This is a genomic window from Lentzea fradiae (genome assembly GCF_900100955.1).
Taxonomy (GTDB): Bacteria; Actinomycetota; Actinomycetes; order Mycobacteriales; family Pseudonocardiaceae; genus Lentzea; species Lentzea fradiae.
In genome coordinates this window covers 38,251-63,174 of sequence record NZ_FNCC01000021.1, presented here as the reverse complement: position 1 = coordinate 63,174, position 24,924 = coordinate 38,251, and the positions used below count along the sequence as shown (strand labels likewise).

Annotated in this window: 21 protein-coding genes, 1 tRNA gene and 1 other RNA gene; 12 read left to right on the top strand and 11 right to left on the bottom strand. The window is 64.5% G+C overall.

Annotation, left to right across the window (positions count from 1 at the left end):
- An RNA gene (gene rnpB / locus BLT23_RS36650) (RNase P RNA component class A) lies at positions 1 to 384 on the bottom strand.
- A 173-nt stretch (positions 385 to 557) separates the two neighbouring features.
- On the opposite strand from rnpB, the gene BLT23_RS36645 reads away from it, so the two are divergent.
- A complete protein-coding gene (locus BLT23_RS36645; RefSeq protein ID WP_090059290.1) occupies positions 558 to 1,079 on the top strand; it encodes an NAD(P)H-dependent oxidoreductase in 522 nt (173 codons plus the stop codon).
- On the opposite strand, the gene BLT23_RS36640 is transcribed toward BLT23_RS36645, so the two are convergent.
- On the bottom strand, positions 1,072 to 2,160 hold the full coding sequence (locus BLT23_RS36640) for a bifunctional RNase H/acid phosphatase (protein ID WP_090059287.1): 1,089 nt from the start codon (positions 2,158 to 2,160) through the stop codon (positions 1,072 to 1,074). The two genes, BLT23_RS36645 and BLT23_RS36640, sit on opposite strands and share 8 nt — an antisense overlap.
- Before the next feature lie 60 nt (positions 2,161 to 2,220).
- Here BLT23_RS36640 and BLT23_RS36635 point away from each other — a divergent pair.
- Positions 2,221 to 2,306: transfer RNA gene (locus BLT23_RS36635), tRNA-Leu, on the top strand.
- Here the strand turns inward: BLT23_RS36635 and BLT23_RS36630 are convergent.
- The 6 genes from BLT23_RS36630 to BLT23_RS40365 form a co-directional block, all read right to left on the bottom strand.
- The gene (locus BLT23_RS36630) at positions 2,285 to 4,033 is read right to left on the bottom strand and encodes a recombinase family protein (RefSeq protein WP_090059357.1); all 1,749 of its coding nucleotides are present in this window, start codon (positions 4,031 to 4,033) and stop codon (positions 2,285 to 2,287) included. The genes BLT23_RS36635 and BLT23_RS36630 overlap by 22 nt on opposite strands.
- A gap of 151 nt (positions 4,034 to 4,184) precedes the next feature.
- Positions 4,185 to 6,263 (bottom strand): FtsK/SpoIIIE domain-containing protein, encoded by a 2,079-nt coding sequence (locus BLT23_RS36625; protein ID WP_090059285.1) that lies wholly within the window; start codon positions 6,261 to 6,263, stop codon positions 4,185 to 4,187.
- Positions 6,260 to 6,853, bottom strand: a complete 594-nt coding sequence (locus BLT23_RS36620; RefSeq protein WP_245744549.1) for a hypothetical protein — start codon at positions 6,851 to 6,853, stop codon at positions 6,260 to 6,262. The genes BLT23_RS36625 and BLT23_RS36620 overlap by 4 nt, the downstream gene beginning before the upstream one ends.
- Entirely contained in the window at positions 6,850 to 7,047 is a 198-nt protein-coding gene (locus tag BLT23_RS42360) for a hypothetical protein (RefSeq protein WP_406601504.1), read from the bottom strand. The genes BLT23_RS36620 and BLT23_RS42360 overlap by 4 nt, the downstream gene beginning before the upstream one ends.
- Before the next feature lie 131 nt (positions 7,048 to 7,178).
- A complete protein-coding gene (locus tag BLT23_RS36610) occupies positions 7,179 to 7,517 on the bottom strand; it encodes a WhiB family transcriptional regulator (protein ID WP_342713732.1) in 339 nt (112 codons plus the stop codon).
- Positions 7,510 to 7,686, bottom strand: coding sequence for a helix-turn-helix domain-containing protein (locus BLT23_RS40365; protein WP_143036170.1), 177 nt, complete (start codon positions 7,684 to 7,686; stop codon positions 7,510 to 7,512). The genes BLT23_RS36610 and BLT23_RS40365 overlap by 8 nt, the downstream gene beginning before the upstream one ends.
- A 179-nt stretch (positions 7,687 to 7,865) precedes the next feature.
- Here BLT23_RS40365 and BLT23_RS36605 point away from each other — a divergent pair, with 179 nt between their 5' ends.
- The 3 genes from BLT23_RS36605 (at position 7,866) to BLT23_RS36595 (ending at position 10,290) form a co-directional block, all read left to right on the top strand.
- The gene (locus BLT23_RS36605) at positions 7,866 to 8,249 is read left to right on the top strand and encodes a helix-turn-helix domain-containing protein (protein ID WP_090059281.1); all 384 of its coding nucleotides are present in this window, start codon (positions 7,866 to 7,868) and stop codon (positions 8,247 to 8,249) included.
- A 128-nt stretch (positions 8,250 to 8,377) separates the two neighbouring features.
- Positions 8,378 to 9,943 (top strand): helix-turn-helix domain-containing protein, encoded by a 1,566-nt coding sequence (locus BLT23_RS36600; protein WP_090059278.1) that lies wholly within the window; start codon positions 8,378 to 8,380, stop codon positions 9,941 to 9,943.
- Positions 9,940 to 10,290, top strand: coding sequence for a signal peptidase I (locus BLT23_RS36595; protein ID WP_176947095.1), 351 nt, complete (start codon positions 9,940 to 9,942; stop codon positions 10,288 to 10,290). Before BLT23_RS36600 ends, BLT23_RS36595 begins: the two co-directional genes overlap by 4 nt.
- Here the strand turns inward: BLT23_RS36595 and BLT23_RS36590 are convergent.
- On the bottom strand, positions 10,279 to 11,829 hold the full coding sequence (locus BLT23_RS36590) for a hypothetical protein (RefSeq protein ID WP_090059272.1): 1,551 nt from the start codon (positions 11,827 to 11,829) through the stop codon (positions 10,279 to 10,281). The genes BLT23_RS36595 and BLT23_RS36590 overlap by 12 nt on opposite strands.
- Before the next feature lie 344 nt (positions 11,830 to 12,173).
- Between BLT23_RS36590 and BLT23_RS41145 the strand changes: the two genes are divergently transcribed.
- From BLT23_RS41145 to BLT23_RS36580, 3 genes are all read left to right on the top strand, one after another.
- Positions 12,174 to 12,347, top strand: coding sequence for a hypothetical protein (locus BLT23_RS41145; protein WP_176947094.1), 174 nt, complete (start codon positions 12,174 to 12,176; stop codon positions 12,345 to 12,347).
- Positions 12,348 to 12,396: 49 nt separating this feature from the next.
- Positions 12,397 to 13,296, top strand: coding sequence for a helix-turn-helix domain-containing protein (locus BLT23_RS36585; protein ID WP_090059269.1), 900 nt, complete (start codon positions 12,397 to 12,399; stop codon positions 13,294 to 13,296).
- A 63-nt stretch (positions 13,297 to 13,359) separates the two neighbouring features.
- On the top strand, positions 13,360 to 14,202 hold the full coding sequence (locus BLT23_RS36580; RefSeq protein WP_090059266.1) for a helix-turn-helix domain-containing protein: 843 nt from the start codon (positions 13,360 to 13,362) through the stop codon (positions 14,200 to 14,202).
- 10 nt (positions 14,203 to 14,212) lie between these two features.
- Here BLT23_RS36580 and BLT23_RS36575 read toward each other — a convergent pair whose 3' ends face one another.
- A complete protein-coding gene (locus BLT23_RS36575) occupies positions 14,213 to 17,002 on the bottom strand; it encodes a restriction endonuclease (RefSeq protein WP_090059264.1) in 2,790 nt (929 codons plus the stop codon).
- 928 nt (positions 17,003 to 17,930) lie between these two features.
- On the opposite strand from BLT23_RS36575, the gene BLT23_RS36570 reads away from it, so the two are divergent.
- The 3 genes from BLT23_RS36570 to BLT23_RS36560 are packed head-to-tail and all read left to right on the top strand — an operon-like array spanning position 17,931 to position 21,869.
- On the top strand, positions 17,931 to 19,802 hold the full coding sequence (locus tag BLT23_RS36570) for a DNA/RNA helicase domain-containing protein (RefSeq protein ID WP_143036168.1): 1,872 nt from the start codon (positions 17,931 to 17,933) through the stop codon (positions 19,800 to 19,802).
- A 43-nt stretch (positions 19,803 to 19,845) separates the two neighbouring features.
- On the top strand, positions 19,846 to 21,264 hold the full coding sequence (locus BLT23_RS36565) for an EVE domain-containing protein (protein WP_143036167.1): 1,419 nt from the start codon (positions 19,846 to 19,848) through the stop codon (positions 21,262 to 21,264).
- A complete protein-coding gene (locus BLT23_RS36560) occupies positions 21,261 to 21,869 on the top strand; it encodes a GIY-YIG nuclease family protein (protein ID WP_245744548.1) in 609 nt (202 codons plus the stop codon). Before BLT23_RS36565 ends, BLT23_RS36560 begins: the two co-directional genes overlap by 4 nt.
- Here BLT23_RS36560 and BLT23_RS42355 read toward each other — a convergent pair whose 3' ends face one another.
- Positions 21,870 to 22,406, bottom strand: coding sequence for a DUF6884 domain-containing protein (locus BLT23_RS42355; protein WP_425434449.1), 537 nt, complete (start codon positions 22,404 to 22,406; stop codon positions 21,870 to 21,872).
- 728 nt (positions 22,407 to 23,134) lie between these two features.
- Here BLT23_RS42355 and BLT23_RS40360 point away from each other — a divergent pair.
- A complete protein-coding gene (locus tag BLT23_RS40360) occupies positions 23,135 to 24,904 on the top strand; it encodes an RNA-binding protein (protein WP_143036166.1) in 1,770 nt (589 codons plus the stop codon).
- The last annotated feature ends 20 nt before the right edge of the window (positions 24,905 to 24,924 follow it).

Sequence of the window (24,924 nt, the reverse complement as noted above, 5' to 3'; positions counted from 1 at the left end):
CGGATGAGCCGGCATGTAAGCCGGATCCTGTTCGCGGGAACTCCTCCCGCGCGGCGACCATCCATCTGGGCCTGCCGTCGCCGACAGGCTCTAGCGGCCTACCCGTGAGCATCGGACGGGCCGCCCTCGAACGCTCACGCAGGCACCTCGCGGTGCCCTCTTGGCCTTGCTCCGGGTGGGGTTTACCTAGCCGCCCCAGTCACCTGGGGCGCTGGTGGTCTCTTACACCACCGTTTCACCCTTACCTCGGCTCGCGCCGAGGCGGTCTGTTCTCTGTGGCACTGTCCCGAGGGTCACCCCTGGTTGCCGTTAGCAACCACCCTGCCCTGTGGAGTCCGGACTTTCCTCGGCGGTGTGACCCGCCGCGGCCGCCCTGCCGACTCATCCGCGCCCCCAGGATATCCCAGCGTCTGGACGCTGTTGTCCACCGGTGCGGACGTTGGTTGACTCTTCAGTCATGACACGACGTCGCCACGTCGACTACGGCCGCGTGGCAGCCAGCCTGTGTTGCCCCCGCTGAGCGCCCGCCACCCATAGCGACCTCAGGGAGCAGCCCCGTGTCCGACCTGCTGATCATCTCCGGAGCCCCGTCCCCGTCCGCGCCCACCGGCCTCGTCGTGGCCCACCTGACGGAGGTCCTCAGGACCGCCGGCCACCACGTGACGCTGCTCGACGTGCGCGCCCTGCCGACGTTGTCCCTGCTCACCGAGGACCTCCGCGACCCGGAGATCGCCCAGGCCGTGAGCAGCGTCCTGTCCGCCGACGGCGTCGTCGTCGCCTCCCCCGTCTACCGCGCGGCCTACAGCGGCCTGGTGAAGGCCCTGCTCGACCTCCTGCCGAAGAAGGCCCTGCGCGGCCGCGCCGTCCTCCCCCTCGCGACCGGCGGCAGCCAGGGCTTCCTCGTCGCGATGGACTACGCCCTGCACCCCCTGCTCGCCGCGAAGGGCGCGGACCACGTCGTCCGCGGCGAGTTCGTGCTGGACCAGGACATCGACACCCCGCAAGCACGAGCACTGCTCGACGCCGCCGCCGAACGCCTGCTGCTGGCCCTGACCCCGCGCCTGCGGAAGGTCAGCTGAGGTGTGACGTGTCGTTGACGAGCTTCACCGACGCGTGCCCGTCGGGGTAGAACTCGGCGACCGACACCCCCGTCAGGTCGAGGTGCATCCGGAACAGGAACTGCGGCCCCACGTCCAACGCCTGCCGCAACAGCGTCTTGATCGGCGTGACATGACTGACCAGCACCAACGTCTTGCCGCCGTACCGGGCGATGATGTCGGTCCGCGCCTTCCGCACCCGAGCGTGCACCTCGTCGAAGCTCTCCCCACCCGGCGGCCGCACACTCGTGTCACCAAGCCACCGCCGGTGCACCTCCGGGTCCCGCTCCGCCGCCTCGGCGAACGTCAGCCCCTCCCACGTCCCGAAGTCGGTCTCGATCAACCCCTGGTGCGTGACCACGTCGAGGCCGAGCTTGTCGGCCAGCTTCCGCGCCGTCTGCGCCGCCCGCTGGAGAGGCGACGAGATCACCGCGTCGATGCCGTCCATCTTGGACAGCCGCGCCGCGGCCCGTTCAGCCTGCTCCAGCCCCAGCTCCGTCAACGGGTGGTCACCCCGGCCCGAGTACCGGCGTTCGACCGACAGGGCGGTCTGCCCGTGCCGCAACAGGACCAGCCGCGTCGGCTCCCCCGTCGCCCCGCTCCAGTGCGGCTGCTTGTCCCCCTCGGCCCGGCTCGGCTCGGTCTCCCCGGCCTGCTTCGGCTCGTCCCCGTCCATGGCTTCGTTGGCCAGCCGGTCGGCCTGCCGGTTCCGCTCCCGCGGAATCCACTCGAAGCTGACCTTCGCGAACGACCGCACCAACCCCTGCGCCTCTTTCGCGAGAGGCTGCATCGAGGGGTGCTTGATCTTCCACCGCCCGGCCATCTGCTCGACGACGAGCTTGGAGTCCATCCGCACGTCGACGGTCTCCGCCCCCAGCTCCCGCGCGGCCCGCAGCCCCGCGATGAGCCCCTGGTACTCGGCGACGTTGTTGGTGGCGACCCCGATCGCCCCCTTGCGCTCGGCCAGCGTCTCGCCACTGAGCTTGTCCCGGACGACCGCGCCGTATCCGGCAGGCCCGGGGTTGCCCCGCGACCCGCCGTCGGCCTCGACGATGACCTTCACCGGGCGATCGTAACCCCGCGTTCGGGGCCCTCCCGGGGGCCTGTATGCTGTTCCCCGTAAGTCTGGGTGGCGGAATGGCAGACGCGCTAGCTTGAGGTGCTAGTCCCCGCAAGGGGGTGGGGGTTCAAGTCCCCCCTCGGACACCAGCGTTATTCACCCCCACGGGGTTGATGGAAACATCAGCTTCGTGGGGGTTTTGCTTGTACCGGACTTGCAGGTCTATCGCTTCGTACAGCTCTTCCAGTCTCGTCGGCGCACTGCCTCTCAGCGCGGCGCTGACGTCCCCAATCGAGTCGATCGCCGCATAGATCTCTGCGACGTCCACCTCCACCGGTGCTGGGACGTTGTCGAGGGCCGCTCGTGACGCGAGCCTCTCGGCCTGTGCCTCGTTGATCGCCTCGACCAGCGCCGCAGGGTCCACGCCGGCCATGATGGCGTTCTGGAACCTGGTCAGCTTTGCTTCCGCCTCAGCGAGCCGCTTCTTCGCCGCATCACGACCGATCTGGATCACCGGCTCCTGCGAATCCATCAACGCAGCGACGGTCCGATCCCGGTTCTTCCGATCGAAGACGTGCCCCAGCCAGCCGTTAACGGCGTCCTGAAGGGCGTCCTCTCTCAAATAGACCGCGCCAGGATGCGAATCGAGCACAGGAGATCCCGGAGCCAATGTCCGCGCCGGACACCGGTAATACATCGCCTTCTTGCGTGGGCTGCCCTCCATCTTCCGCCCGCAGATGTCGCACCGGATACGACCGCGGAACAGGTAGCGGTGTTTCAGCGCACGCCCGGACCGCTCCGTCTTGCGCGCGCTCCGCAAGCTTCCCTTCGACTTCCGCAGTAGCTGAGCGGCCGTGAAGTCCTCGATCTCCACGATCTTCGGATGCGCCGGATTACGCGACCGGACCACCCTGTCTGGACTGGCCTTGCGGAACCTCACGACGTGACCAGCAGAGACGTCGTCGGGATCGAGCAGCGTCTCGTACTTCGTGGAGCGTCCGAAGAAGGCATAACCGGTGTAGCGAGGGTTCTCCACGATCGCCCGCACCGTGCTGCCCTGCCAGCCGTCTCCGGGCCGATGCTTGTTCTGATCCGGCCGTCGCGCGGACGGACACGGAATCCGGTCGCGGTTGAGTCCGTTGGCAATCGCCCGGTCGCCCATGCCGCTCAAGTACTCGGCAAAGATGCGCTGGACGACCCATGCGGACTCGTCGTCGATCGCAAGCACGCGCAGCCGGTAGCCCTCCGCCGACTTGCGCGGGTTCGGGTGCGGCCCGCCGTCCACCGTGACGTACCCGTACGGCGCTCGTCCGCCCTGGTGACGACCCTCGTTGAGCACCTGCGTGTCCATCGCGGCCCGAACACGAGCCTGCACGTGCTGACGCTCGGACTCGCTCATGCCCCCGAGCACGCTCATCAGCATCTTGTGCGACGGATTACGCGGGTCGTACTTCCCACCCAACTCCGGCACCCAAAGGTCAACGCCGTACGCCTCGAACCGCGGAGCAATCAACGAGAACTGGTTGCCGAACCAACACCTCGTCCCTTCCCCCACGACAACGGCATTCCAACCGCGATGCGGGTTCTTCAACGCTGCCAGTAGCCGTGACGCCTCGTCCCGCCGCTCCCAGGGCACAGACCGCGACTTCCCGACGTCGAAGAACTCCTCCACGATCCGACCACCCAGCGGCCCGACGAACTTCTCCGCGTTGCCGAACTGCCAGCCGCGGGACGTCTCCGGGTCCTGATTGTCCTCCGTCGAGCACCTGCCGTAGCCCGCTACCGGCCCGATGCCGTCTTCCACGACCTCGCTGACCTCGATACCCCACAGGTCATCGAGCGTCGCCCACGGGTCCCGGCTGATTTCAACAGTCATCACACCTCCCTCCCGGAGACCCCGTCCAGGGCCTCCACCTCGCTCAACTCGAACAGGATGTCTAGCAGTATGCGGCTTACTCGCCTGGTGAGAACAGGTAGCTCCGCCGGAAGGTTGACCTTTAGCTCTCCGCAGTCCGGATCTTCACCGGTCATAGCTGGTCCACGTCGGGTATGTGCGACGAGCCGATTTCAACAATCGCAGCCCGGATGTCCGCGGTCAGATAGCCCCGGACCCGCCGCGTGCCCTCGTCTTCCTGGACGTACTGCCGCGTGGGCCTGCACCCGAGATCGCCCATGTCCTTCCCGAACGTCGTCGGCTCGACGTTCAGCGCATCCACCAGCTCGGCCGTGGGCACGAACTCCCGCTCGTCCAGTCCGTCACCGAGGTAGTCCACGACCGCGGCCAACGGCTCCGGTAGCTCGATCTCGTCCCGGCTCGGCCCGTCGATCTCCCGCACGACCTCCGCGCGGTGGAGCAGCGGCGTGTCCTGACCAGCGGCTTGCCCGGTCAGCGTGCCTTCAGCCTCGCGGAGCGCCCGGCCGCGTTCGCAGATCGCCCGCCAGTCCTCGTTGGGCATGTAGAACGTCCGCACGGTCAGTGCGAGCACATCGGCCCCGGCCTGTGTCTCTCCGTCCGGCCGCAGGATGCCGACGCCCTTGTGCGATGGGAGCAACCGGCTGCTGTCGTACCCGCGGGTGTTCATCTGTTCCCCGAGCACGATGTTGCTGTCCCGCCAATCCATGACCCGCAGCGCGAACCGCGACCCGAGCACAGCCCGCAACTTCGACGGAATCGTGTTGCTGTCCGGCCGCTGCGTAGCGAGCACCAGCACCAGGCCAGCCGCGGGCGCCTTCTTCGCGAGCCACGTCAGCAGCTCGCCAATCTGCTCTCCTGCGGTGAGCTTCTTCCCTTGCACCACAACAGGAGTGCGATCCTCTAGTGCAATGTGTACCTCGTCGACGATCAGCGCCGTGATCGGCATGTCCAGCGACGGATCACGGGACATCGCCGGAGTCACCTTCGACTCGGGACACGTGACGTCGTCCAGGTCCTGCATCCGCCGATACCGCCGCTGAACGTCCGCGACCAGCTCAACGAGCCAGTCCAGGAACGCCAAGACGTGCTCGCTGTCGTCGCCGGCCATGAACCGGTGTGCGACCTGCTCCGCGGCCTGCCAGTCCTTCCCGTTCTTGAAGTCGGCGACGTACAGCCGCGCGTGTGGATCGAGGATGAGCCCCGCTGCAGCCAACCGCTCGGCCATCGTCTTGCCCTGCCGCGGAATCGCACCAATCAGCACTGACGTCCACACCAACGGCAGGTCTATCCGCCGTCCGCGAGCGTCCGTGCCAAAGGGCACCGGTCGCCACGCGTCCCAACGTTCGACCGTGAGCAAGGGCGTGCGGATCGGTGGTGAGGCGTACGGGTCCTCATCGGCCACCCACATCGCCACACGACCGGCGTGACCACCGTTGCCGCGCACGCGCTCGACACTGAGCTGGATCTCGTCCACTGCGAGCGCCGACGCCAGGTCCTCCCGGTGCTTCACGACGTCGGCCGCCTTGCGGGTGGCAGGCAGGTCCACGGTGATCGCCCAACCAGCGCCCTGCCGAGACGCACGCTCGACCAGGCGCAACGTCTCGTCCTTCCCGATCAGCTTGGCGTCCCGGAACGCGTCGACCAGCACCTGAGAGTCCATCGTCCAAGTCAGCGTGCGCGGTCCGGCGAGCACTGCCTTTCGTCCTGGTGAGCCGTCCTTCGCCCGTCCGACGATGGCCAGCACGGCCGCGCTGACGCCTCCAACGCTCCACAACACGAGGTCGCCGTAGAGCACCCACGCCACCGTGATCACCGCACCGCCCGCGAGCAACACCGTGCCGGTGACCTTCCATCGGAACAGCGTCAGCGCGCGGATCTCAACAAACTTGTCCGCCAGCTTCTCCGACTGCTCGGCAGCGTCGCGGTAGTCCCGGACCCGAACCCAGTTGCGCCAGCCGCGCGCCGCAACCACCAGGCCACGACCAACGGCACTCGCACACCGAAGAGGAGCGCGAAGCACCCAGGCGAGCGCATCCCTCGCGGCGAGCTTCAACGCCTCCCGAGACTTGAGCGCCGCAGGCACCACCCGCGAGTAGCGCCAGGTCGTCTCGATCCGCCGCACGAGCGCCGCACGCTCGTCGACCAGCTCCCCTTCGAAAACCTGCTCGGCAGGCACCAGCTCCCCGCTCATGGCTGGTCCCCGTTCAGCTCCGCAGCCAGCTTCGAAGACAGCCCGCGCGAGCACCCCGTGACCTCACGAACCCACGCCGGCGAAACCTTGGCGCTCGACTTCCGAGCCTTGCGAGCCACCGCCAGGTACTCCGCGAACGACGTCCGCGGAGCGGGTGCCACGTCCTCCACTGTGGCACCCGCAGCGGTCCCGAGCTTGTCCCGCAGCTCCGTCACCGCCTCCGCGGCGACGAACACGACGAGCGGCGGCACCGAGTGCAACACCACGAGTGCCGCAGACCCGGCCACGAACGCACTCCACGTGTTCATGACGTACGTGGCCCCGAGCGTGAACCACTTCGCGGCCCGCACCCATCCCCCGAGCCGCACTCCGTGCCGAGCAGTCACCTGCTCGGCACGGAGGATCGCCAGCAGCACCAGCGACACCATCGGGTCCAACAACCAGGCCGCAAACCAAGCCAACGACCACACCGCGGCACCGGCCGCCGCGAACTGCTGAACATTGGTCATTGTGAACGCGAGCCCGAGCAAGATCCCGGTCCAGCACAACCGGTCCACCTGCACAGCAACCCGCTCGATCGGCTCGCTCACTTCCGATCACCACCACGGCCGCGAGGCTCGTACGTGGTCACCGTGAGCGCCTTCGTGAGCGTGTAGGACGCGAGCAACGCCGGTACTCCGAGCACCGCGAACAACAACCAGCCGTTCCCGCCGTGCGTCACGACCACCCACTGAACGATCACGATCAGCACGGCGTTCACGACCACGCGGCCACCGAGCGACATCAGCCGAACGCTCGTCCGCGCCGCGTTCGCCGCAGCCTTCGCCCGACGAGAGCCAGCCCGCCAGACCAACACCAGAACCAAGAGGACACCGACTGCGGCCAGCATCTGAGTAGGCGTGACGCTGATGGCGTTCATGAACGCGGCCCCCTCTCGGCCCGTTCACCGCGCTGGAGCCAGTGCCGATGCACCTCGCGCCGCTCGTCCTCCGGCAGCGCTCCCCACACCCCGACCGTCTCAGCGCCGGCCGTGCGCAACTCCAACTCCAAGCACTCGTCCCGAACGGGGCACCCCGAGCACTGCCGCTCGGCCAACTCCTGATCGGTCAGTTCCTCGTCCGCCCACGGCGGCTCGCCCGTGAACGCCCACATGCACAGCCCGTCGTGCTCAACGACGTCGGTCAACTCATCGGTCGGCACCCATCGCAGGTGGTCCAGCGACCAGGCGACGCCGACCAGCCGCAGATCAGTCACGAGGCACCCCCGGCTCCGAGAGCAGTCGCCGCAGCGAGCTGTTCGGGATGACGAGACGTCCGTACTGGCGCTCGGCGGTCAGGAGCCCGAGCCGGATCGCCCGGAAGACGACGCCCTGGCTGACACCGAGCACCCAAGCGGTCTCGCGGATGGTGTGAACAGAAGACACAGAAGTACGCATAGGAATAGGCCCTTCAATGAACGAGCTGACGATTTCAGCTCTAAATGATTGATTTCAGCGCACATGAAGGCGCGTTTGATCGCACACAGCGCGGAATGCGCCGTGTCACGTCACCGAAGAACGAAAAGCGGCTAATCTCAGCGCTGAGGCGGAGCGCGGAGGAATACGTGTCGGAGGATTGGGCGGCAGTCGCCAGAGCGATCAACGAGCGCGTGCACGAGCTCGGCTGGCGTCAACGCGAGCTCGCGGAGCGTTCGAACGTCTCGCAGGCGATCGTCCGCGAGATCCAGCACCACACAGTGGAGCGCCGGCGGGGGCCGCGGACGCTGGAGTCCTTGTCTACAGCCATGGGTTGGCACCCGCAGCACCTCGACGCCGTGCTGCACGGCCGTCGCCCGCCCGAGCGAGACGAGCCGATCACCGACCCCGGCGACTCGCTTTGGTCGCGTTTGGACAGTGTCGAACAGCGCCTGATCGACATCACGGAGCGCCTGGACGATCTGAAGTCGGACCTCGCGTCGGTAGCGAAGCAAGTTCGAGAGAACCGGTAGTGCGGTGCGTTTCTGCTGGTTGAGCGGCTTGATTTCCATGCACCAATTCCAGCGCGCAGCGCCGTGTAAACCCATGCATGAGCGATGCATGTTCAATGCAAGTTCTGCGCTCCGGGGGTAGCGCAACCATGAGCATCGACTGGACCGGCGAAACGGCAAGTGCCCTGCAGAGCGCAATGCGTCTGACTCACGAAGCGTTCGCCGAGCGCCTGGGTATCGGCGTTCGTACGGTCGCCTCGTGGCACCAGAAGCCGGACACGAAGCCTCGCGGGGATATGAAGGGCATCCTCGACACCGCGCTGGAGCAGGCTCCCGACGACGTCAAGGCCCGCTTCACCAAGCTGATCAGCGGCGGCCCACTCGACCTCCCGGCAGGCGCGGCCGAAGACGCCGAACGACGGCTCACCGCAGACCCCACGATCGTCGCGGCTCTGAACTGGCTCGACGCCCACACCGGCTGGGACCCCGGCACCGCTCGCCGCGAGGTCGCCGCGCGTCTCGTCGCCCTCGACATCCGCGACCTGCACGACCGCGGCGTGCGGCGCAGCAGCGTGAACCAGCGCGACACGGTCCGCGCACTCGCGGACTACTACGGCACCACAACCACCGGCCACGGCCGCTACACCGCGGCGTTCGGCCCGGACACGACCGCCTCCACAACGGTGCTGACTCACCCGGACTGGCTCGATCTCGACTGCCCGCTGTTCCCCAAGCACGACAAGCTGAAGCTCGCCGGAGTGACCCCAGGCGACAACATCACCATTGACGAGGCGGGCGCAGACCGCGCAGCACAACGGCTGGCCGAAGCCCTGGCTCTGGGCAACCGCATGGTGAACATGCCGCTGTTCCGGCTGCTCGACGTGGACATGCAGAAGCACCAGCTCGCGGGCGCCGTGGGCGTGACCGACTTCGTTGGCTACGTGGTGACGATGGACCTGCTCGAAGGTGAGCTGATCGACGCGCTCACCACCGACAAGCCGGCGGATGCCAGCTCACTCCCGATGCGCAACGCGTACCTGCCCGACCTCTCAGCCGTGCTGAACGTCGGCAACCGGCTCTGCGCAGGTGGAGCCCTCGCACTCACCGCCATCGCCCGCCCAGCGGACGCATTCCGCGGTGAGCCGGACTACCTGCTGCTGATTCAGGAACGCTCAGGTCACGTGATCAACGCCGCGCGCCGTTTGGCGGTCATTCCGAAGGGCTTCCACCAGCCGCTCACCGACTTCCGCGCCGACACACAGGTAGGCGCGACCCTCCGCCGCGAGATCGAAGAAGAGCTGTTCGGACGCGACGACATCGACAACACGATGAGCGAACAGCGCCACGCAGACCCGATGCACCCAAGTCGGCTGTCCGAGCCGATGCGCTGGCTGCTGGCCGAACCCGGCCGTCTCCGCATGGAGTGCACAGGCTTCGGACTCAACCTCGTAAGCGGCAACTTCGAGTTCGCCAGCCTGATCGTCATCGAGGACGAGGAGTTCTGGAACCGCTTTGGCGGCGAGGTTCAAGCGAACTGGGAAGCGTCGCGCCTGCACCAGTACTCCAGCCGTGACGCGGAGCTGCTGGAGGAACTCATCCACGATGTAGCTTGGAGCAACGAAGGGCTGTTCGCCCTTCTACAGGGCCTACGACGCCTCCGCGAGATCGGTGGCGACCGCGTGGACCTGCCCTGGATCGAATGGGAGATCGAGTGACCGCCAACTGGCAAGCCGGAAACGCCGCAGACGACACGACGGAGACCCGCGGCTGGCTAGTCGGACACTTCATCGACCCATCGGTCGGCGTCCGCTCCCAGAAGGACGTCGAAGTGAAGTGGGGACTCCACCCGGCCGGCGACAAGCGTCCGGAGTGGACCGCTGACGACCAGCGCACGACGCTGGTTCTGTTGGTAGAAGGCAACTTCCGCGTGGACACCACAGACGGCAGCAAGACCATGAGCCGCCAGGGCGACTACATCATGTGGGGTCCGGGCGTCGACCACTCGTGGGAAGCCCTCGCGGACTCCGTCGTCATGACCGTCCGCTGGCCGTCACAGACCTGACCGCTCGAAGCTCGGCAGGCCCACCCGCGAGCCGCCGATCTCACGCAGTCGCCGGAGCCCTTGGAGCAATGCGAACAACCCCTCGTTGCTCCAAGCCTCCTGTTGCACCAGGTCCGTGATGAGTTCGCCGTCCAGGCTTGAGTACAACGTCAACCCGGACGCCTCCCAGTTCGCCTCGAGCTGCCCGCCGAACTGCGGCCAGAACTCCTCGTCCTCGATCACCACGAGCGTGGCGAACTCGTAGTTGCCGCTCACGAGGTTCAGCCCGAACCCGGTGCACTCCATCCGCATCCGGTCCGGCTCATCCTCCAGCCACCTCATCGGCGCTGACCAGCGACCAGGATGCATCGGCGCCGCCGCCCGCGCTGCACCTGCAGTCGTGTCCACGTCGCCTCGTCCGAACAACTCTTCCTCCAGCTCCCGCCGTAGAGTGGCACCGACCCGGGCATCAGCGCGAGGATCGGTGAGCGGCTGGTGAAAGCCCTTCGGGATGACAGCCAGCCTCCCAGCGGCGTTCACCACCTGGTCTGACCGCGTCTGCACGATCAACGCGTAGTCAGCAGCGCCACGGAACGGGTCCGCTGGCCGCGCAATCGCCACCAGCGACAGAACCCCACCCGCACAGACCCGTCCGGCGACATCGAGCACAGCTTCCATGTCCGGCAAGTACCTGTCTCGCAACGGGTGCAGCGCACCAGAACCGCTCGTCACCGAATCCGCCAACTCCGCTTCGAGCAGGTCCATCGTCAGCGCGTACTCCACAAAACTCCCCACGTCGACAGTCCCGCCGATGCCCTCGGCGCTGACGTCGATCTCCGCCAGTCGGTACAGCGGCAGGTTCGCGAACCGCACGCCAAGTGCCGCAGACGTCACGAGCCGCTGGGCAGCCGCCTCCGCGCAATCGGCGTCCAACACGCATGCCGCTCCGGCTCGTTGCACGAGCGTCAGCCGCTCGTTGTCCGCGTCGAGCGGTAGCCCAAGGTCACTCCATTCCGGCCGTGTGAACACGCTCGTCCGAACATCCAAGCCCGGACCACGGACGCCGAACGTGTCACCAGTTCGGTAGTACCGCCTCACCGCGTCCGCGACCTGACGTCGGCCGATCCGGCTCCGCTGCGCACGTTGGCCCTGGAGCGCACCGATGTCGGCGAGCTTCAACCCGGCACCGACCTTCGCGACGGCCGACCCCTTGGCCCAACCAGCCGCATCATCCAGCCACTCGAACGCACCCATCACGCCTTGATGAATCGACGCGCCAACGTCACTGGCCGCAGGACCGCGCTCCATCGGCGGAGACAACAACTCCTCGACCGGCGACCCGAGCATGCTCTCCAGCAACCGCGCGGTACTGGCCTTCACCTGACCAAGAGACTCGCCAGCCGACCGACGCCCAGCGACAAGCCGCTGAAGGTGCCGAAGCCCGAGCGTTCCAGGCTCCCGATGCTCTCGCGCATACAGCTCCGCTTCCTGGACAAACTCCTCCAGCGTCTGCCGACGTTCCCATATCCGCTGCTCAAGCACGGTGCGAAACGTCCGCATCGCCCCTCCTAGCTCGCCAGGTCGCAGCAGGTCGTCCCAGGTCACCCACAGGCCGTACCGCTGATCGAGCGCTGATGAAATCTTGATTTCAGTCTGACATGCCTGCTCCGCAGCCGTCAGACCGTCCGGTGACGTGAGGACTCCGCGTCCGCCTCAAACACGTCACCGGACACCCAACGCACGCGCCGCAGGAAAGGAGCCGCCATGACCGCGCTCACGGTCGCGCTCGGCCTCGTGGCAGGGGCGACATGGACGTGGGTCATCGGCGACCACTTCGACTGGTGGCAGCGAGCAGCCGCGCGCCGTCGGCACCTAAGACATCACCAATAGGCGGGGGTGCTCGGATGAACGACCTCCCAGCCGAGGCGTATGGCGAAGCGTGGTTGTCCCTCACCAACGAGCAGCGCACAGAGCTGCTGTCACAGCGACGCGACAACCAGCTCAACGAGAAGGCACTCGACGAAGCGCCCATCAACCACGGCGAGGACGAACAGCCCAACTGGGCCGAGACCAAGTAGCAGCCGACCTTCTCATCACGTTCTTCGCACCAGAGCAGGGAATCAGAACATGCCGAAGAGGTACTCCACCGCGCGCGGGCGTGAGTTCGGCGAGAGGTTGCGAGCGGCCATCGCGCAAGCGGGCATGACCTCCCGACAGCTCGCCGACCTGCTGGGCCGGCATGAGGCCAAGGTCTCGGACATGGTGAACGGCAAGGGAGGGTTCACCTTGCTGGAGCTCGCGGTGGTGCTCGGCATCTGCCGAGTCCCCGAGCCCGAGCGCGAGTTCCTGCTCAGCCTCTCCCCCGCTACCGAGCTGAACGGCTGGTGGCAGCCGTACGGCAAGTGCGCACCGGTCCAATCACACACCGCCCGCACCAACCTTGCCGCGGCGAAGACCCTGATCAGCTGGCACCCTCACGCGGTCCCGGATCTCCTCCGGACAGCTGACTACGCGCGTGCGGTGTTGGCCGCTTCAGCGACCGTGCCGACGACCGAGTTGGACGAGCGGGTGCGTGCGTTGCATGAGATGCAGGAGCTGCTCCGCAACGGTCTCGACTGCACGTTCTACGCCCACGAGTTCGCCCTTGAACTCCAGGTCGGTGGGCGTAATAAGCACATCGCCCAGCTCCAACACCTCATGCGCATGGCGAACTGGAAGAAGATCAGGATCTTGATCGTGCCCGCGGCAGCCGGTGCGCATGCAGGTATGGCTGGACCGTTCACGCAGCTCACGTTCCCGAAGTACCAGCCGCTGATCTGGACCACGACCGAGAACTCCAGCCTCTTCGTCGAAGAGGAACACGCGGTCGAAGGCTATGCGGCGGTCGTCCAAGCACTCGACGAGATCAGCCTCGACGAGGACCAGTCGCAGAAGTGGATCTCCCGCCGATGCGTGCGCCTCCAGGAGTCCGACGGAGCCGAGGACGAGATCCGCGAAGACGAGGACGAGCCCTTTCCGCCGCTGTAGGCGACCAGCGCTTCGCCACCGAGATGAGAGCGAGCAGAGTGATCGTGAGGCGTCGATCTCCTCATGCCTAAGGACTTCCGAGCTACTGCCCTCGAACGCGCCGTCGGACGGAAGCTGGCCATGTGGCGAGACGAGCGCGACCTCAGCCTCGTCGAAGCAGGCGAACTCGTCGGTTTCAGCAGCGCCAAGCTGTCCATGATGGAGAACGCGATACAGCCCTCCGCGGCCGTCGACATCATGGCGCTGGGCTATGTCTACAAGGTGCCCACACCTGAGTGGCAGTTCGTTATGTCGCAGGCACAGCACGCCGCGGATCTAAGAGCGCTCCGGCAGCCTCAAGCAGCCATCTTCGACCCGGCTGAGGACTTCCCGCGTCTGATCGCCGATGCGACACGGCTGCGGACATTCGCCACAGACACGGTACCGACCATCTTCCAGCTCGCCGACTACACCACGGCAACGACGCAGAGAGACGAGCCTGCCAAAGCCGCACAGCTCTCGCGCGTCAGGGAGTCATGGGCAACCCGTTCAAGCGGCGACGACCCCCTTGTCGTCGAGGCAGTGTTCCTGGAAGCAGTGCTGCGCCAGGCAGTAGGCGGCAGACGCGTGATGAAGGCACAACTGCTTCATCTCATGGAGGTGAGCGAGCTGCCAGAGGTGAGCCTTCGGGTGGTGCCGTACTCGGCTGGGGCCCATCCCGCGTTGAGTTGCCCCTTCACGTGGCTGAGCTTTCCGCATCTACAGCACAACGACGTGGTGTACACGGAAACATTCCTACGTTCCGAGTACGTCGAAAACCACGCCCTAATCGAGCAGGTTGCGGAACGATTCGCGGCACTACGGACGTTAGCGCTCGACGAAGGCAACTCGCTGGAACTAGTCGCCAAGACCGCCGCAGAAATCTAGTCGTGCCCGCTCAAGATTGCCCACGCTCCCTGACAGAAGTGGCACTTCGAAGCCCTATCCGACCGCCCTTTGCTTGACCCGTTGCCACCACCCACGAGGTGATGATCCCAACCCGCCAGCCCCAAGTCTGCTCTGACCAGTTTGCCGAACCAAATCGGCTCAATACTTCACGCTGATCGTTCTTGCTAAGCGCACCGGCAGATGCCGCATCAATAAGAGCGGCAACATTCTGCTTCGATAGACACAGAACCGCAATATCGCGGTCAGTGATCTCCGCACCGTTCGCCACGAGTGCCCGCCCTTGCGCCGTCAGGCGCACAACATCACCGTCGTCCTCCACGAGGCTTAGTGCTCGCGCATCTCTTACAACTGCAGCCGCATATTTTGACCCGAAATTTGATCGCACCTCGGAGCGATTCATTGTGCCATTCCGCAAGAACTCGACAAGCTCCCTAACTTTCGGCGGCCTTGTTGATGGAACGAAAGTTCCAGGAGTAAAGTTTCCAAGGTTGAACTCCCGCCGCAGCAGCATCTCGTCCGACGCGGACTCACGCTGCCTAATTAGGTCACCTTCAACATCAATAATCCCGGCATAACGGAGCCAGTTCACTAGAATACTAGAGTATTGAGCCCATGTAGTGCTGTTAACTCTGATGTGAGGAAGCTCCCGCTGCAATAGCGTAGTGACAGCGCCGAGATCTACCTTTTCCTCGCTCGCAACGAGATCCAGAACCCGCGAAACCAGTGCATTAGCACGGAGTGCCTTTCGCAGGAAGTCTCCAATCTGCTCTGAATCGATCGCAGCTGTAGCCTCAGCCGAAAGCGCTACCCTGCCAGGCTGCGGATCAATAAACCCCAATAGCCGAAGCTCCCGAAGTTTGTTATACACAGCGGTTGGGTTGCCTCCGATACGTTTAGCAAAAGTGGCCGCATCGAGAGGTCCTTCATCGGAGATAGTCGTCAATAGCCCGAGCGCCGCGCCAGGGGTAACCCTGAACACGTAGCGGGCCTGGAAAGGTATCCGGTTGGTCAGCAGGTACGACTTGAAGACATCGTTATATGTATCGTAAACGTCTCCCGCAAGTCGCAGAAGCTTCCGTCCCAAGAAATCGTTTAGCTTGTCGGTCAATCGCTGAAAGCTGACCTCACCCTCCAGACGCCTGCTGAGTTCAGCCGCAGTATTTGGCAGGTTCGCGGCAAAGACTCTGAGCAGGGCTTTGTCAGCCTCGTCCAACCCCGCAAGATCCTCATCGAAAAGATCCTCGGCGCGCAATCCTCCCCGCGCCAGCTGACTGACGTCCGTACCGGACTTGGCCATTCCAAGTATGTGTGCGCAGACTCGTTTCAGAAGCCATGGAAACCCAGCGGAAAAGGTGAGGATAGCCTCGGTCAATTGAGGTGACAATTTGGTCTCAAGCTCAGTTGAGAGCCGACTCAAAAGAGCCTTCTCCTCATCGACCGAAAAGTCATCCAACTCGATCGAGTAGCTAAGCTCATTAAGACGGGCAAGGTCAATGGCAGCGCCCTCATCGTATGTAGCAGCCAGGTCGTTCTTACGCGCCATGATCCACACGATTGGGAGCGTGCGCTCTGTGGTTTCCACTACCAAGTCTAGAACACCCTGGAACACACTCGGACGGGAGAGCAACGCCTCAAATTGGTCAATCTGGATCGTCGCAACCTCGTTGCGCCCCTTAATTAGAGAGCCCACTTCGCCGAGCTTTCCCGATATATCCTCCTGTCTAACCGGAGGATTTAGGCTCGACTCACAGGCATCGTTTAGGCTTTTCACCAGACTGGATACGACAAGCCTAAGATCCGAAGGCGTGAGCAGATTTCGCCCGTCAACTGTCACCGAAGCAATTGCACCTTTGGAAGCCGCCACCTTCAGTAGGAGCGAACTCTTTCCAACGCCAGATCGACTCAAGACCTGAATCGTCCGAGCAGTGATGCCCTCCTCGCGTACCCTATTAAGGTAGCCGACTATCTCGTCAAGCGGATCGGTCCGACCAATGAAGCATTCCGGAGGGCTAGGGAACTTATAGTCGAACCAGCCGGCACCGGCAAGCACACTCGGCAAACTGGCACGCTCAACCGTCTCACCCGTAGACTCACCCACTCGAAAGTAGACAAGATTCTGAAGGTCGGATACTTGGAGCCTCAACCGCGCGACATCTGACTCGCTCAGATCAGTTCTCTCGCCGGCAGTGCTGTACGCGAGGAAGTTGGTGGGCGCCGAGGCGGCGCTTGGCCCACAAGATGCAACTATGACATCGCCGTGCTCTCCAATTACATACCACGAGTCGAGCGGCTCTAGGCGCGTGTCTAGGCGCACTTTGGCACGAATGGCGCTTTCAGATGCGCAAGCCCCGTTCTTGAAAAGAAAATCTATTATCTCTTGACCGACCAACGTTCTAATGGTCATCTTGGTCGCCGTCAGGATTTCTGGGGTAAGCGACCGCAGATAGTCGGCGCCATCTGGCGTGAACGGTGATGTCGAGATGAATAGCCCATCTACCCCACCCCTAGTGACAGCGAGGGGAATCAGTTTTCCAACGAAAGCACTGACTTCTTTGCCAGAGATTGAGGACTCGTGAGCCTTCGCCTCACCGTCTAGCTGGCGCAGGGTCATCTTTGCAACCGCCTCGATATCATATTCGAGACTCGCCCGCTTCGCCCGCAGTACAACCTGCTCGTACCCGCACAGATCAACAAGCCTCTCAGTGAAGCGCTCAAAAAGACGCCCTTTGCGATAACTTGTCAGCTCATCGTTATCACAGTCAAAGAAGGCTATCTGCACGGCGACCTAACCCCATTTCATAAACTGCTTAACTAGATCAAAGCGTTTTGGCGCCAAGACGTAGCCTGCACCGCCACCCTCTTCGATCGATCACGTTTCCATTCATCACCCGATTGGCGGCTTGCTTCCATCGGATAGCGGATATATATCAGCCTCCGTCCTCTGCTTGGCCGGTACGCCATCTGTCGTTCTGCCTCCTACTTCGCCACAGCACCGGTCCATCGTTACGGCCACGTGCACCGATCACGCCGACAATTGGTCCGCCAGCACTAACGGCCAGGGAGCAAGATCCCCGCGGCCAGAGTGTCGGATCTCAAGAGGGACGTACGTCCGTATTGAACCTGCTGCTGGACAGCATGCGACTGGCAAGTAGCAGGATGCTGTCCTGTCCCATGACCCATGAGCTTGAGGCGTTCGACGCTCGTCAGCCGGTGCGGGATGGGACGGGCTGCGCTCAGGTGTCCTATGTCCTCGCAAGAGGTGTCTCCGCTTATGGGAACCTGTAGAACTCAGCCATGAGGCCCGTCCTGCGGGACCACCGCGGGACGGGCCTCATGGCTGAAGCTGGCAGGTGGGCTACTCAGGGCCCGAAAGGGCTACGTGGGTGAATAGTGTGCGACTTCGTCCTCGGACATCGGAGTTGATCAAGCTGATGAGGATCCTAATCCTCATCAGCTTTTTCGTTCATGGCCTCAACCGCTGAGCGCGTGGACCCACTATCGAGCACACCTCTCGACGCAATGCCGGTTCCACGTCATTTCGGTCAGCGTCAGCTCGCTATCTGAGCCCGCTGAAGAGCAACCACAAACCAGCCATGGATCAGGTTGAATGCCGACTCCCGGACGGCCGGCTCACTGGGCGCGCATGCACAGGATTCTTCGGCCGTCCCGCCAGAGCTTGAACTGTGGTGATCTGGTAGCTCTAGATCGTGTACGTCTTCGGGGGAACGGTCAGCGGTGCACATACCGCCATGCAGGAGTCACTCGATGGCTTCATCGAAGGTTGTGTCGCGGAGTTCGAGCATACAAGAGCCGAGGAGCTCAGCGAGTCGGAGAAGGCGAGTTGGCGCAACAGCTGGCCCGAGCTGCTCGGCGCGCTGACGCGGGCTGGGCTCGGCAACTTGCGCCTGTTCCTCGAGTACGAGCTGCCAAGGACCGGTCAACGCGTGGACGCGCTGCTGCTGGGCGCGCGCGAGGACGGCGGGCTTGCCGCGATCGTCGTCGAACTGAAGCAGTGGGACAGCTGTGAATGGGCCGACGCGCTGCTGGTCGCCGTCAGGGGACGTGAGTACACGCACCCGTGCCGCCAGGCTGCCGGGTACGTCGCCTACTTCGCTGACTGGCTGGACCATCGGGCGCTCGGTCTCGAGTTCCGTGCCGTCGCCCTGTTGCACAACGCACCACCCGCGACCGTCGAACAACTCCGCGACGCGGTACGTACGAGCGAGGGCAGCCGCGATGTGGAGTTGCTCGGCCGAGCCGACGTCGAGGAGACCGCCAGCCCCGCGACGTTGGCCAAGGCGCTCCTGTCGAACGACCTGGCCGCACCGAGCGACGAGGCGGTCGCGCGGTTTCTGGCGGCGCCGCATTCGCCCTCGGGACGCGTGTTCGACCGGCTGGCGGCGGTTCTGGCAGGCCAGCCGTCCTTCACTCTCATCGGGGCCCAGCAGGACGCACAACTGCACGTGCTCGGCAGGATCAGCAAGGCTGTGCGCGACCGACGCAAGTCATCGCATCTCATCGTGGTCCGGGGAGGGCCGGGCACGGGCAAGACAGTCATCGCCGCACGGCTGCTCGCCGATATCCCGAGAATGTTCCGCGAGGTCGAAGCCCGCTACCTCACCCCGTCGGGAACCCTGCGGTGGCAACTGGAACGGGCAGCCGCCGACCCCGCAGCCAAGGGCCTGTTCGGCAACCTGCAGACCTACCTGGGCAAGCAGCGGCCCACGGTAAGGGAAGTTCTGCTCGTCGACGAGGCACAGCGCATGAAGCGCGGAAACCGGTGTGTCGAAGGGCTGCTGGACCGCACCTCGGTGGTCGTGTTGTTCCTCGACGAACGGCAGATCGTCAACCCCGGCGAGGGCTTCACCGTCGAAGAACTGAAGCAGCAGGCTCACCACCTGGGCGCGCGGTTCACCTCGTTCGACCTGACCAGCCAGTTCCGGTGCGGCGGCTCGCAGCCCTACCTCCGCTGGCTCGAAGGGCTGCTGTTCGACCAGACGCATCCCCAGTCGCACGGCACCGACTACGACCTCGGCATCGCGGCCGACCCAGGCGAGCTGGCGCGCTGGGCCGACGAGCACGTCCGCAGCGGCCACAGCGCGCGGATCACCGCAGGCTTCTGCTGGCCATGGACGAAGAAGCCACGCGGCCACTCACTGATTCCAGACGTGTCGATCAGCTGGACTGATCCGGCCGGCGCGCGGCGCAGCTGGGTCCGGCCGTGGAACGCGTTCGACACGCACCGCGACGGCGCGATGGTTCTCGCGCCGCGCAAGGAGTACTGGGCCACGGATGCCGGCGGCGAGAACCAGGTCGGCTGCATCTACACCTGTCTGGGACTCGAGTACGACTACGCCGGCGTGATCATGGGACCGGACCTCGTTCGCCGTGGCGACCGCTGGGTGGCTCGCCCCGAGTACAGCCACGACCCGGCGATGAAGGACGTGAGCCCTGACGAGTATCTCCGGCTCGCGGCGAACACCTACTGGGTCCTGGCCAGCCGCGGAGCCAGAGGGTGTCGCCTGTACTCCACCGACAACGACACCCAGGCCTACCTGCGCGCAGTGCTCGGCCGGTGACGCGCGCCGAAAATTGTCGGTGCCCATCCCTATCCTCGTGATCATGACCAACGCCCAGCTCGTCCTGCAGCCCCGCGGCGGCTCGCGGCACAACGGGCCGCAGAACTTCGAGCGGTCCGTCCGCCGCGGGGTCCGGATCTCCGACATCGCGTCCGAGCTCGGCGACGACCTCCCCGCATTGAGTCGGCTGTTCCCGAACGGGACAGTCAGGCTGTGGGGCTCAACCCCAACCGCTTCGACCGGCAACGCCAAGGCCGTCGCACTGCGGAACCGGCGAGCCGGCGACCGGATCCTCTTCTACGCCGACATGGGTTTCTTCGCCGAAGCCACCATCCTGCACGTGTTCCGCAACGCGGACGTCGCGAGGGCCGTATGGGGCGCGGACGAGGAAGGCGCGACCTGGGAGCACATCGTCGCGCTCGGCGACGTCCACGAGTACGAGACGGCGATCCCGGCCGGCCGCGTGCTGACACCGCTGGGCCTGTCCGCGCCGCTGCGCAGCATCACGCTGATTCCCGCGGACCGCCACGCACGCCTCGGTGACCTCCACGCCGAACAGGCCTCGCCGCGGTACTGGCTCCTGCAGTGCAACCCGACCGTGTGGGACGTCTGGGCCTGGTGGCAGGACAACACGATGGAACTCGACCGGTGGACGGTCGCCATTCACCACCAGGACCTGCGGCCCGGCGACCGCTTCGCGTTCTGGATCTCCGGCACGGCCGCCGGCGTCTACGGACTGGGAGAGATCACCTCGCCGGTCCACCGCACGACCGACTTCGACTCCTACTGGAAGGAGCAACCGCCGTCGGAGGCGGACGTTGTCGACCTGCGCTTCGACCGCTACCTGTTCGACGCACCGATCACCAAGCAGCGCCTCCAGTCCAACCCGGACTTCGCGCGGGCGAGGATCCTGCGGATGCCCGGCGGCGCCAACCCGTTCCCGCTCACTCCGGCCGAATGGCACGTGCTCGAAGCGAGCGCGGCCCGCGGCCGGACGAACCGCCCACGCCACTCCGAGACCGTACTGACCTCCCGGCCGGTCGGTGACGTTCCCGAGGACACGACGTCGAGCAACAACGGCGGACCGCGCACCGTCACCTACCCCGAGGCGAGGCTGATCAAGCAGTACAGCGAGTTCCTGGGACGGGAGTTGCGCTGTCTCGTGGGCAGGCTGCCCACGGGTGAGGAACTCGTCTGCGACGTCTTCGACGACCGGCAGACGATGATCATCGAGGCCAAGGCGTCCACCAGCAGGCAGGACGTCCGCATGGCCATCGGCCAACTCCTCGACTACCAGCACCACCTGCGACCTGACGCGCGCCTCGCGGTTCTCCTTCCCGCCCAGCCGGCGCCGAGCCTGATCGACCTGCTGAAGGCCACGGGGATGGAACTGATCTATTGCGAGGACGGGACCTTCCACTCGACGCGAGCCACCGCAGACCGCTCAAGGAGCTCCAGTTGAACGATGACGCCTACCGCGAGCGCTCAAGACCGTTGCTGAGTCCAGGCCAGGTGCACTCGAGGGACGAGGTGCTGGCGCGCGATTCAGCCATCCCAGCCAGGCCTGGGGTCTACGCGTGGTACTTCGACGAACTGCCACCGGGTGTCCCCGCTCAGGGCTGCATTGCTGGAGCGTTCGGCACGCTGCTCTACGTCGGAATTGCACCGAAGCTCCCGCCGTTGAACGGCCGGCCTCCGAGCAGGCAGCACCTCCGGCAACGCGTCAGGTACCACTTCCGGGGCAACGCGTACGGCTCCACGCTCCGCTTGACCTTGGGCTGCCATCTGGCCGGGCAGCTGGGGATCGAACTCCGCCGCGTCGGCAGCCGCGGCGATCGGCTGACGTTCACCCAGCCAGGCGAAGCTCTCCTGTCGGAGTGGATGGCGGCCCACGCACGCGTGGCGTACGTGGTCGACGACGAACCGTGGAAGCTAGAAGACGAGCTCATCAGCAGAGAGGTGCTGCCTCTCAACATCGCCAACAACCCACACAGCGCCTACTACACCTCGCTCAGGGCCCTTCGTGCGGAACACAAGCGCCGCGCACGCGACCTACCGATTGTCTAGTCATTCAGCCTCCCCGTTGCTCGACCTATCGCGGGTGGACCGACGTCGCCACGGAGGTTGGGACACACAGGAGGATCGGGAGCGGCGCAGCTCCGACAACACACGCCGCTGATCACCAATTCCACGCGCACCCTGGTAGAGATCGATTACCGAGACCTGTCCGCCGCGTTGGCCTAGGAGTTCACTTGCCTGGCATAACCGGGCCAGGTACGTCTGCGGGAGGAACGCGTAGATCTCGGCCTGCTCCGTCCGTGTCACGTCCATCAGCTGCTCTGCGACCACCGTCGCCCCGACTGCGTCATGGCTTCTCATAGACAGGTCGTACGGGGCGACGAGCGCATCCAGATCCAGCAAGCCATGCTTGGCTGACAAGATCATCACAGTGACGTGGTGCCCAGCGGCAGCAGCAAGATCAGCCTCCCCGTCCGCCACAGCAAGACAAAATCGGAACATTGAGCCGGTGTAGAGCTCACGAGCATGCGCCGGATGTGGCAGCTTCGCAGCTCCACATGGGACAACAAAAACAATTCTCGCCATCGACCCGCCGATCTCGGGTTCCTCGACTGTCAGGACCTATCCAGAGTCGCTCGAACACAGTCTCCACAAGTGAGGTCAGTCGGCGGGATACCGGTCGGGACCCGCCGATTCAGGGAGTGGTCACCACACGCGACGGCCGACGACGATCGCGCTGGGCGGCGTGCGGTCGAGCCCGAGCCTAGGAGTGCTCCACGGGTTCCAATGATCGGGAGCGATCACGTCGAGAGCTGAACCGCTCGCGTGATCACGCTTGCTGAGACTGACCAGCTCGGCCGATCCCCCTTGATCTTGTCGACTCGGCACGGCGACCCCGCCGACAAGATTGGGCGAAGTGCTCGGACTAGTGCACCGCGTGGTCGAGCACCGACCGCCACTGTGACGGCGTCCCCAGCAAATTCGCGGCGTTCGACAACCATCATCGACGCTCCAGACGGTTCGTCAAGCATCACCGGCGGTCCGCTGTCAGCGCCCTGGCGACCCCGGCCCGTTGTCGCTGATTCTGGAAAGCAGTTCCAGGTAGCGGTGCCCGAACATCACCAGGCCGAGCCGGACCGTGCGCAGCAACTCGTCATTGAACATGTCCTGGACGCACTCCAGGTCAAGCAGGCAGACGACAGCCAGGCTTCGGTGCCCTCAATTTCAGTTGGATCCGAGCCATAGCAGGAGGACGATGATGTGCTGGCGCTCCGAGAGGAGCTACGAAACCATGGAACGGAGGCAAGCGCGCGGTGACTGAGGTCCACGATGAACGGCCCGACGGGCAGGTCGCTACTCCCGAAACACTGAAGTTGCGTAGAGCAACCCGCGCCTTGCGTTTGCACCTTGACGAGCTGCCCATCGACTACCACCTGGACATATCGGGAGATCGCTTCCTAGCTGGGCTCGCCTTCATGTCCGCTCGTCAACGCTATGCCTGCGCCGACTCGATGATTGGAGCCGGCTTCGGCGGCTCGGTGATCGGCGCGATCGCACGTAGCTTGTTCGTTGACGGGCTCCAATGGCTGTGGATCGGCGAACTGCCCGAGCGTCGTCGCGCCCTACTAGGAGACCTGCTTGAGGAACGCAATGGTCTGTGCATCCTACTTGAGGACACTGGCGCCAGCTGTGCAAATCTGGCGCGCTGGCTCATGCCCCTGCCGGATGTTGCCGACTTGACGGGAGAGTCGTTGAGCTGGTTGGACGCTCCAGCGATGCCTGTCGAGCAAGAATTGATCGACGAATTCTTGGCCCGCCGGACGGAAAACGTTTCAGTGATCGGCGATACAGGCGAACATGAAGAACTACTCCGCCGGACGCGGACCCTCCTGGACATGTCTGGACTGCTTGGTGCGGTGATGGTCCTGGCCCACGCTGGCCATGGCAACTACCTCGGGCTGTCGAGCAGTGTCACCGAGCACGGCGCAGCGGGGCACGATCTGCGCGCCGACCACGAGGCGCTATTCATGCAGGTGGCCGCAGCCGGCGCGACCGCCGCATTGCTTGGCAATGCAGCAGCTGTCCCGGAACTCTGGCCTTCAGACGTGCCGCGTCAGCCGTTTCTAGCGCGTGCTGTCGAGCTCACTGCAGACGTTGCGTCAGCTGCTGTGCCGATTCACAGACTGGACACAGCACGTCGACCCTTGCCGCAAGGAAAAAAGAAGAACTCTCCCCAACGTCGAACTGCCCTGCTGCGACCGAGCGCTGTTCTCGGCACCGACGATCTGATGCCTGACATCTTGTCGATCGATCGTGTAGCAAAGGCAGCAGAGGGCTACCACCGATTGACTCGCTCTCTGATGATCAGGCCTTGGGACTATGGAGAGCCGACTCTCCACGCCATGCTGGCTTACGGCGGCGGACACTCCAACCTTGCGGCAGTCATGAACACCTACGATCAGCCTGGGGCAGGGGTAATCGCAGTCTTCGCCGCCCGAATGCTACTGGAAGAGGCGGCACGCATGGTGTGGCGATACTCAACTGGGGCTATCCAAGAAGAATTCGAAGAGCGCGCAAAACAGTACTTCGACGAGTTCCGCGCGCGCCAAAAAAAGACAATCGATACACTAAGAGGGAGTGGCGTCCCCAAAGCTGATGCGCAGCGCATCTTCGCACGTCCCAGCAATATTCGCATTGACACCCCAATTGACGAGATCGCGAAGAACAGGAAGCCAATTCCCAAGATCGGCGAAATGCTGAAAGCATTGGGCACAAACTTTCCGGAGCCGGGATGGCTGGAAGTCGCATACTCGCTGCTCAGCCAAATAACGCACAGTACACCTATCGGTCAGCTGCACACGGTGCGCTTCCGTAACGGAATTTGGCACGGAAACGAGCTTAGTCCCGAGATGCTCGCCCTGACCCTAGACGTGGCCTGCATCGGCAGCGCACACATCATTGGCATGGGCGCCAGGCTGCTGAGCAACGACGCAGTAGATGCCGCCGACTATCACCGTCGTCTCCTGCGTCAAGCCATCACCGTAGTGCACTCGCGAGCACGGATGGTCCACGGGCTCGACTAGTTTCCACGCGCCTAGGAACT

Coding starts and splice junctions, on each gene's coding strand:
- BLT23_RS36630 (WP_090059357.1), bottom strand. CDS start 4,033: ATGACTGTTGAAATCAGCCGGGACCCGTGGGCGACGCTCGATGACCTG.
- BLT23_RS36625 (WP_090059285.1), bottom strand. CDS start 6,263: ATGAGCGGGGAGCTGGTGCCTGCCGAGCAGGTTTTCGAAGGGGAGCTG.
- BLT23_RS42360 (WP_406601504.1), bottom strand. CDS start 7,047: ATGTCGCTCGGTGGCCGCGTGGTCGTGAACGCCGTGCTGATCGTGATC.
- BLT23_RS36600 (WP_090059278.1), top strand. CDS start 8,378: ATGAGCATCGACTGGACCGGCGAAACGGCAAGTGCCCTGCAGAGCGCA.
- BLT23_RS36590 (WP_090059272.1), bottom strand. CDS start 11,829: ATGCGGACGTTTCGCACCGTGCTTGAGCAGCGGATATGGGAACGTCGG.
- BLT23_RS41145 (WP_176947094.1), top strand. CDS start 12,174: ATGAACGACCTCCCAGCCGAGGCGTATGGCGAAGCGTGGTTGTCCCTC.
- BLT23_RS36585 (WP_090059269.1), top strand. CDS start 12,397: ATGCCGAAGAGGTACTCCACCGCGCGCGGGCGTGAGTTCGGCGAGAGG.
- BLT23_RS36580 (WP_090059266.1), top strand. CDS start 13,360: ATGCCTAAGGACTTCCGAGCTACTGCCCTCGAACGCGCCGTCGGACGG.
- BLT23_RS36565 (WP_143036167.1), top strand. CDS start 19,846: ATGACCAACGCCCAGCTCGTCCTGCAGCCCCGCGGCGGCTCGCGGCAC.
- BLT23_RS42355 (WP_425434449.1), bottom strand. CDS start 22,406: ATGGCGAGAATTGTTTTTGTTGTCCCATGTGGAGCTGCGAAGCTGCCA.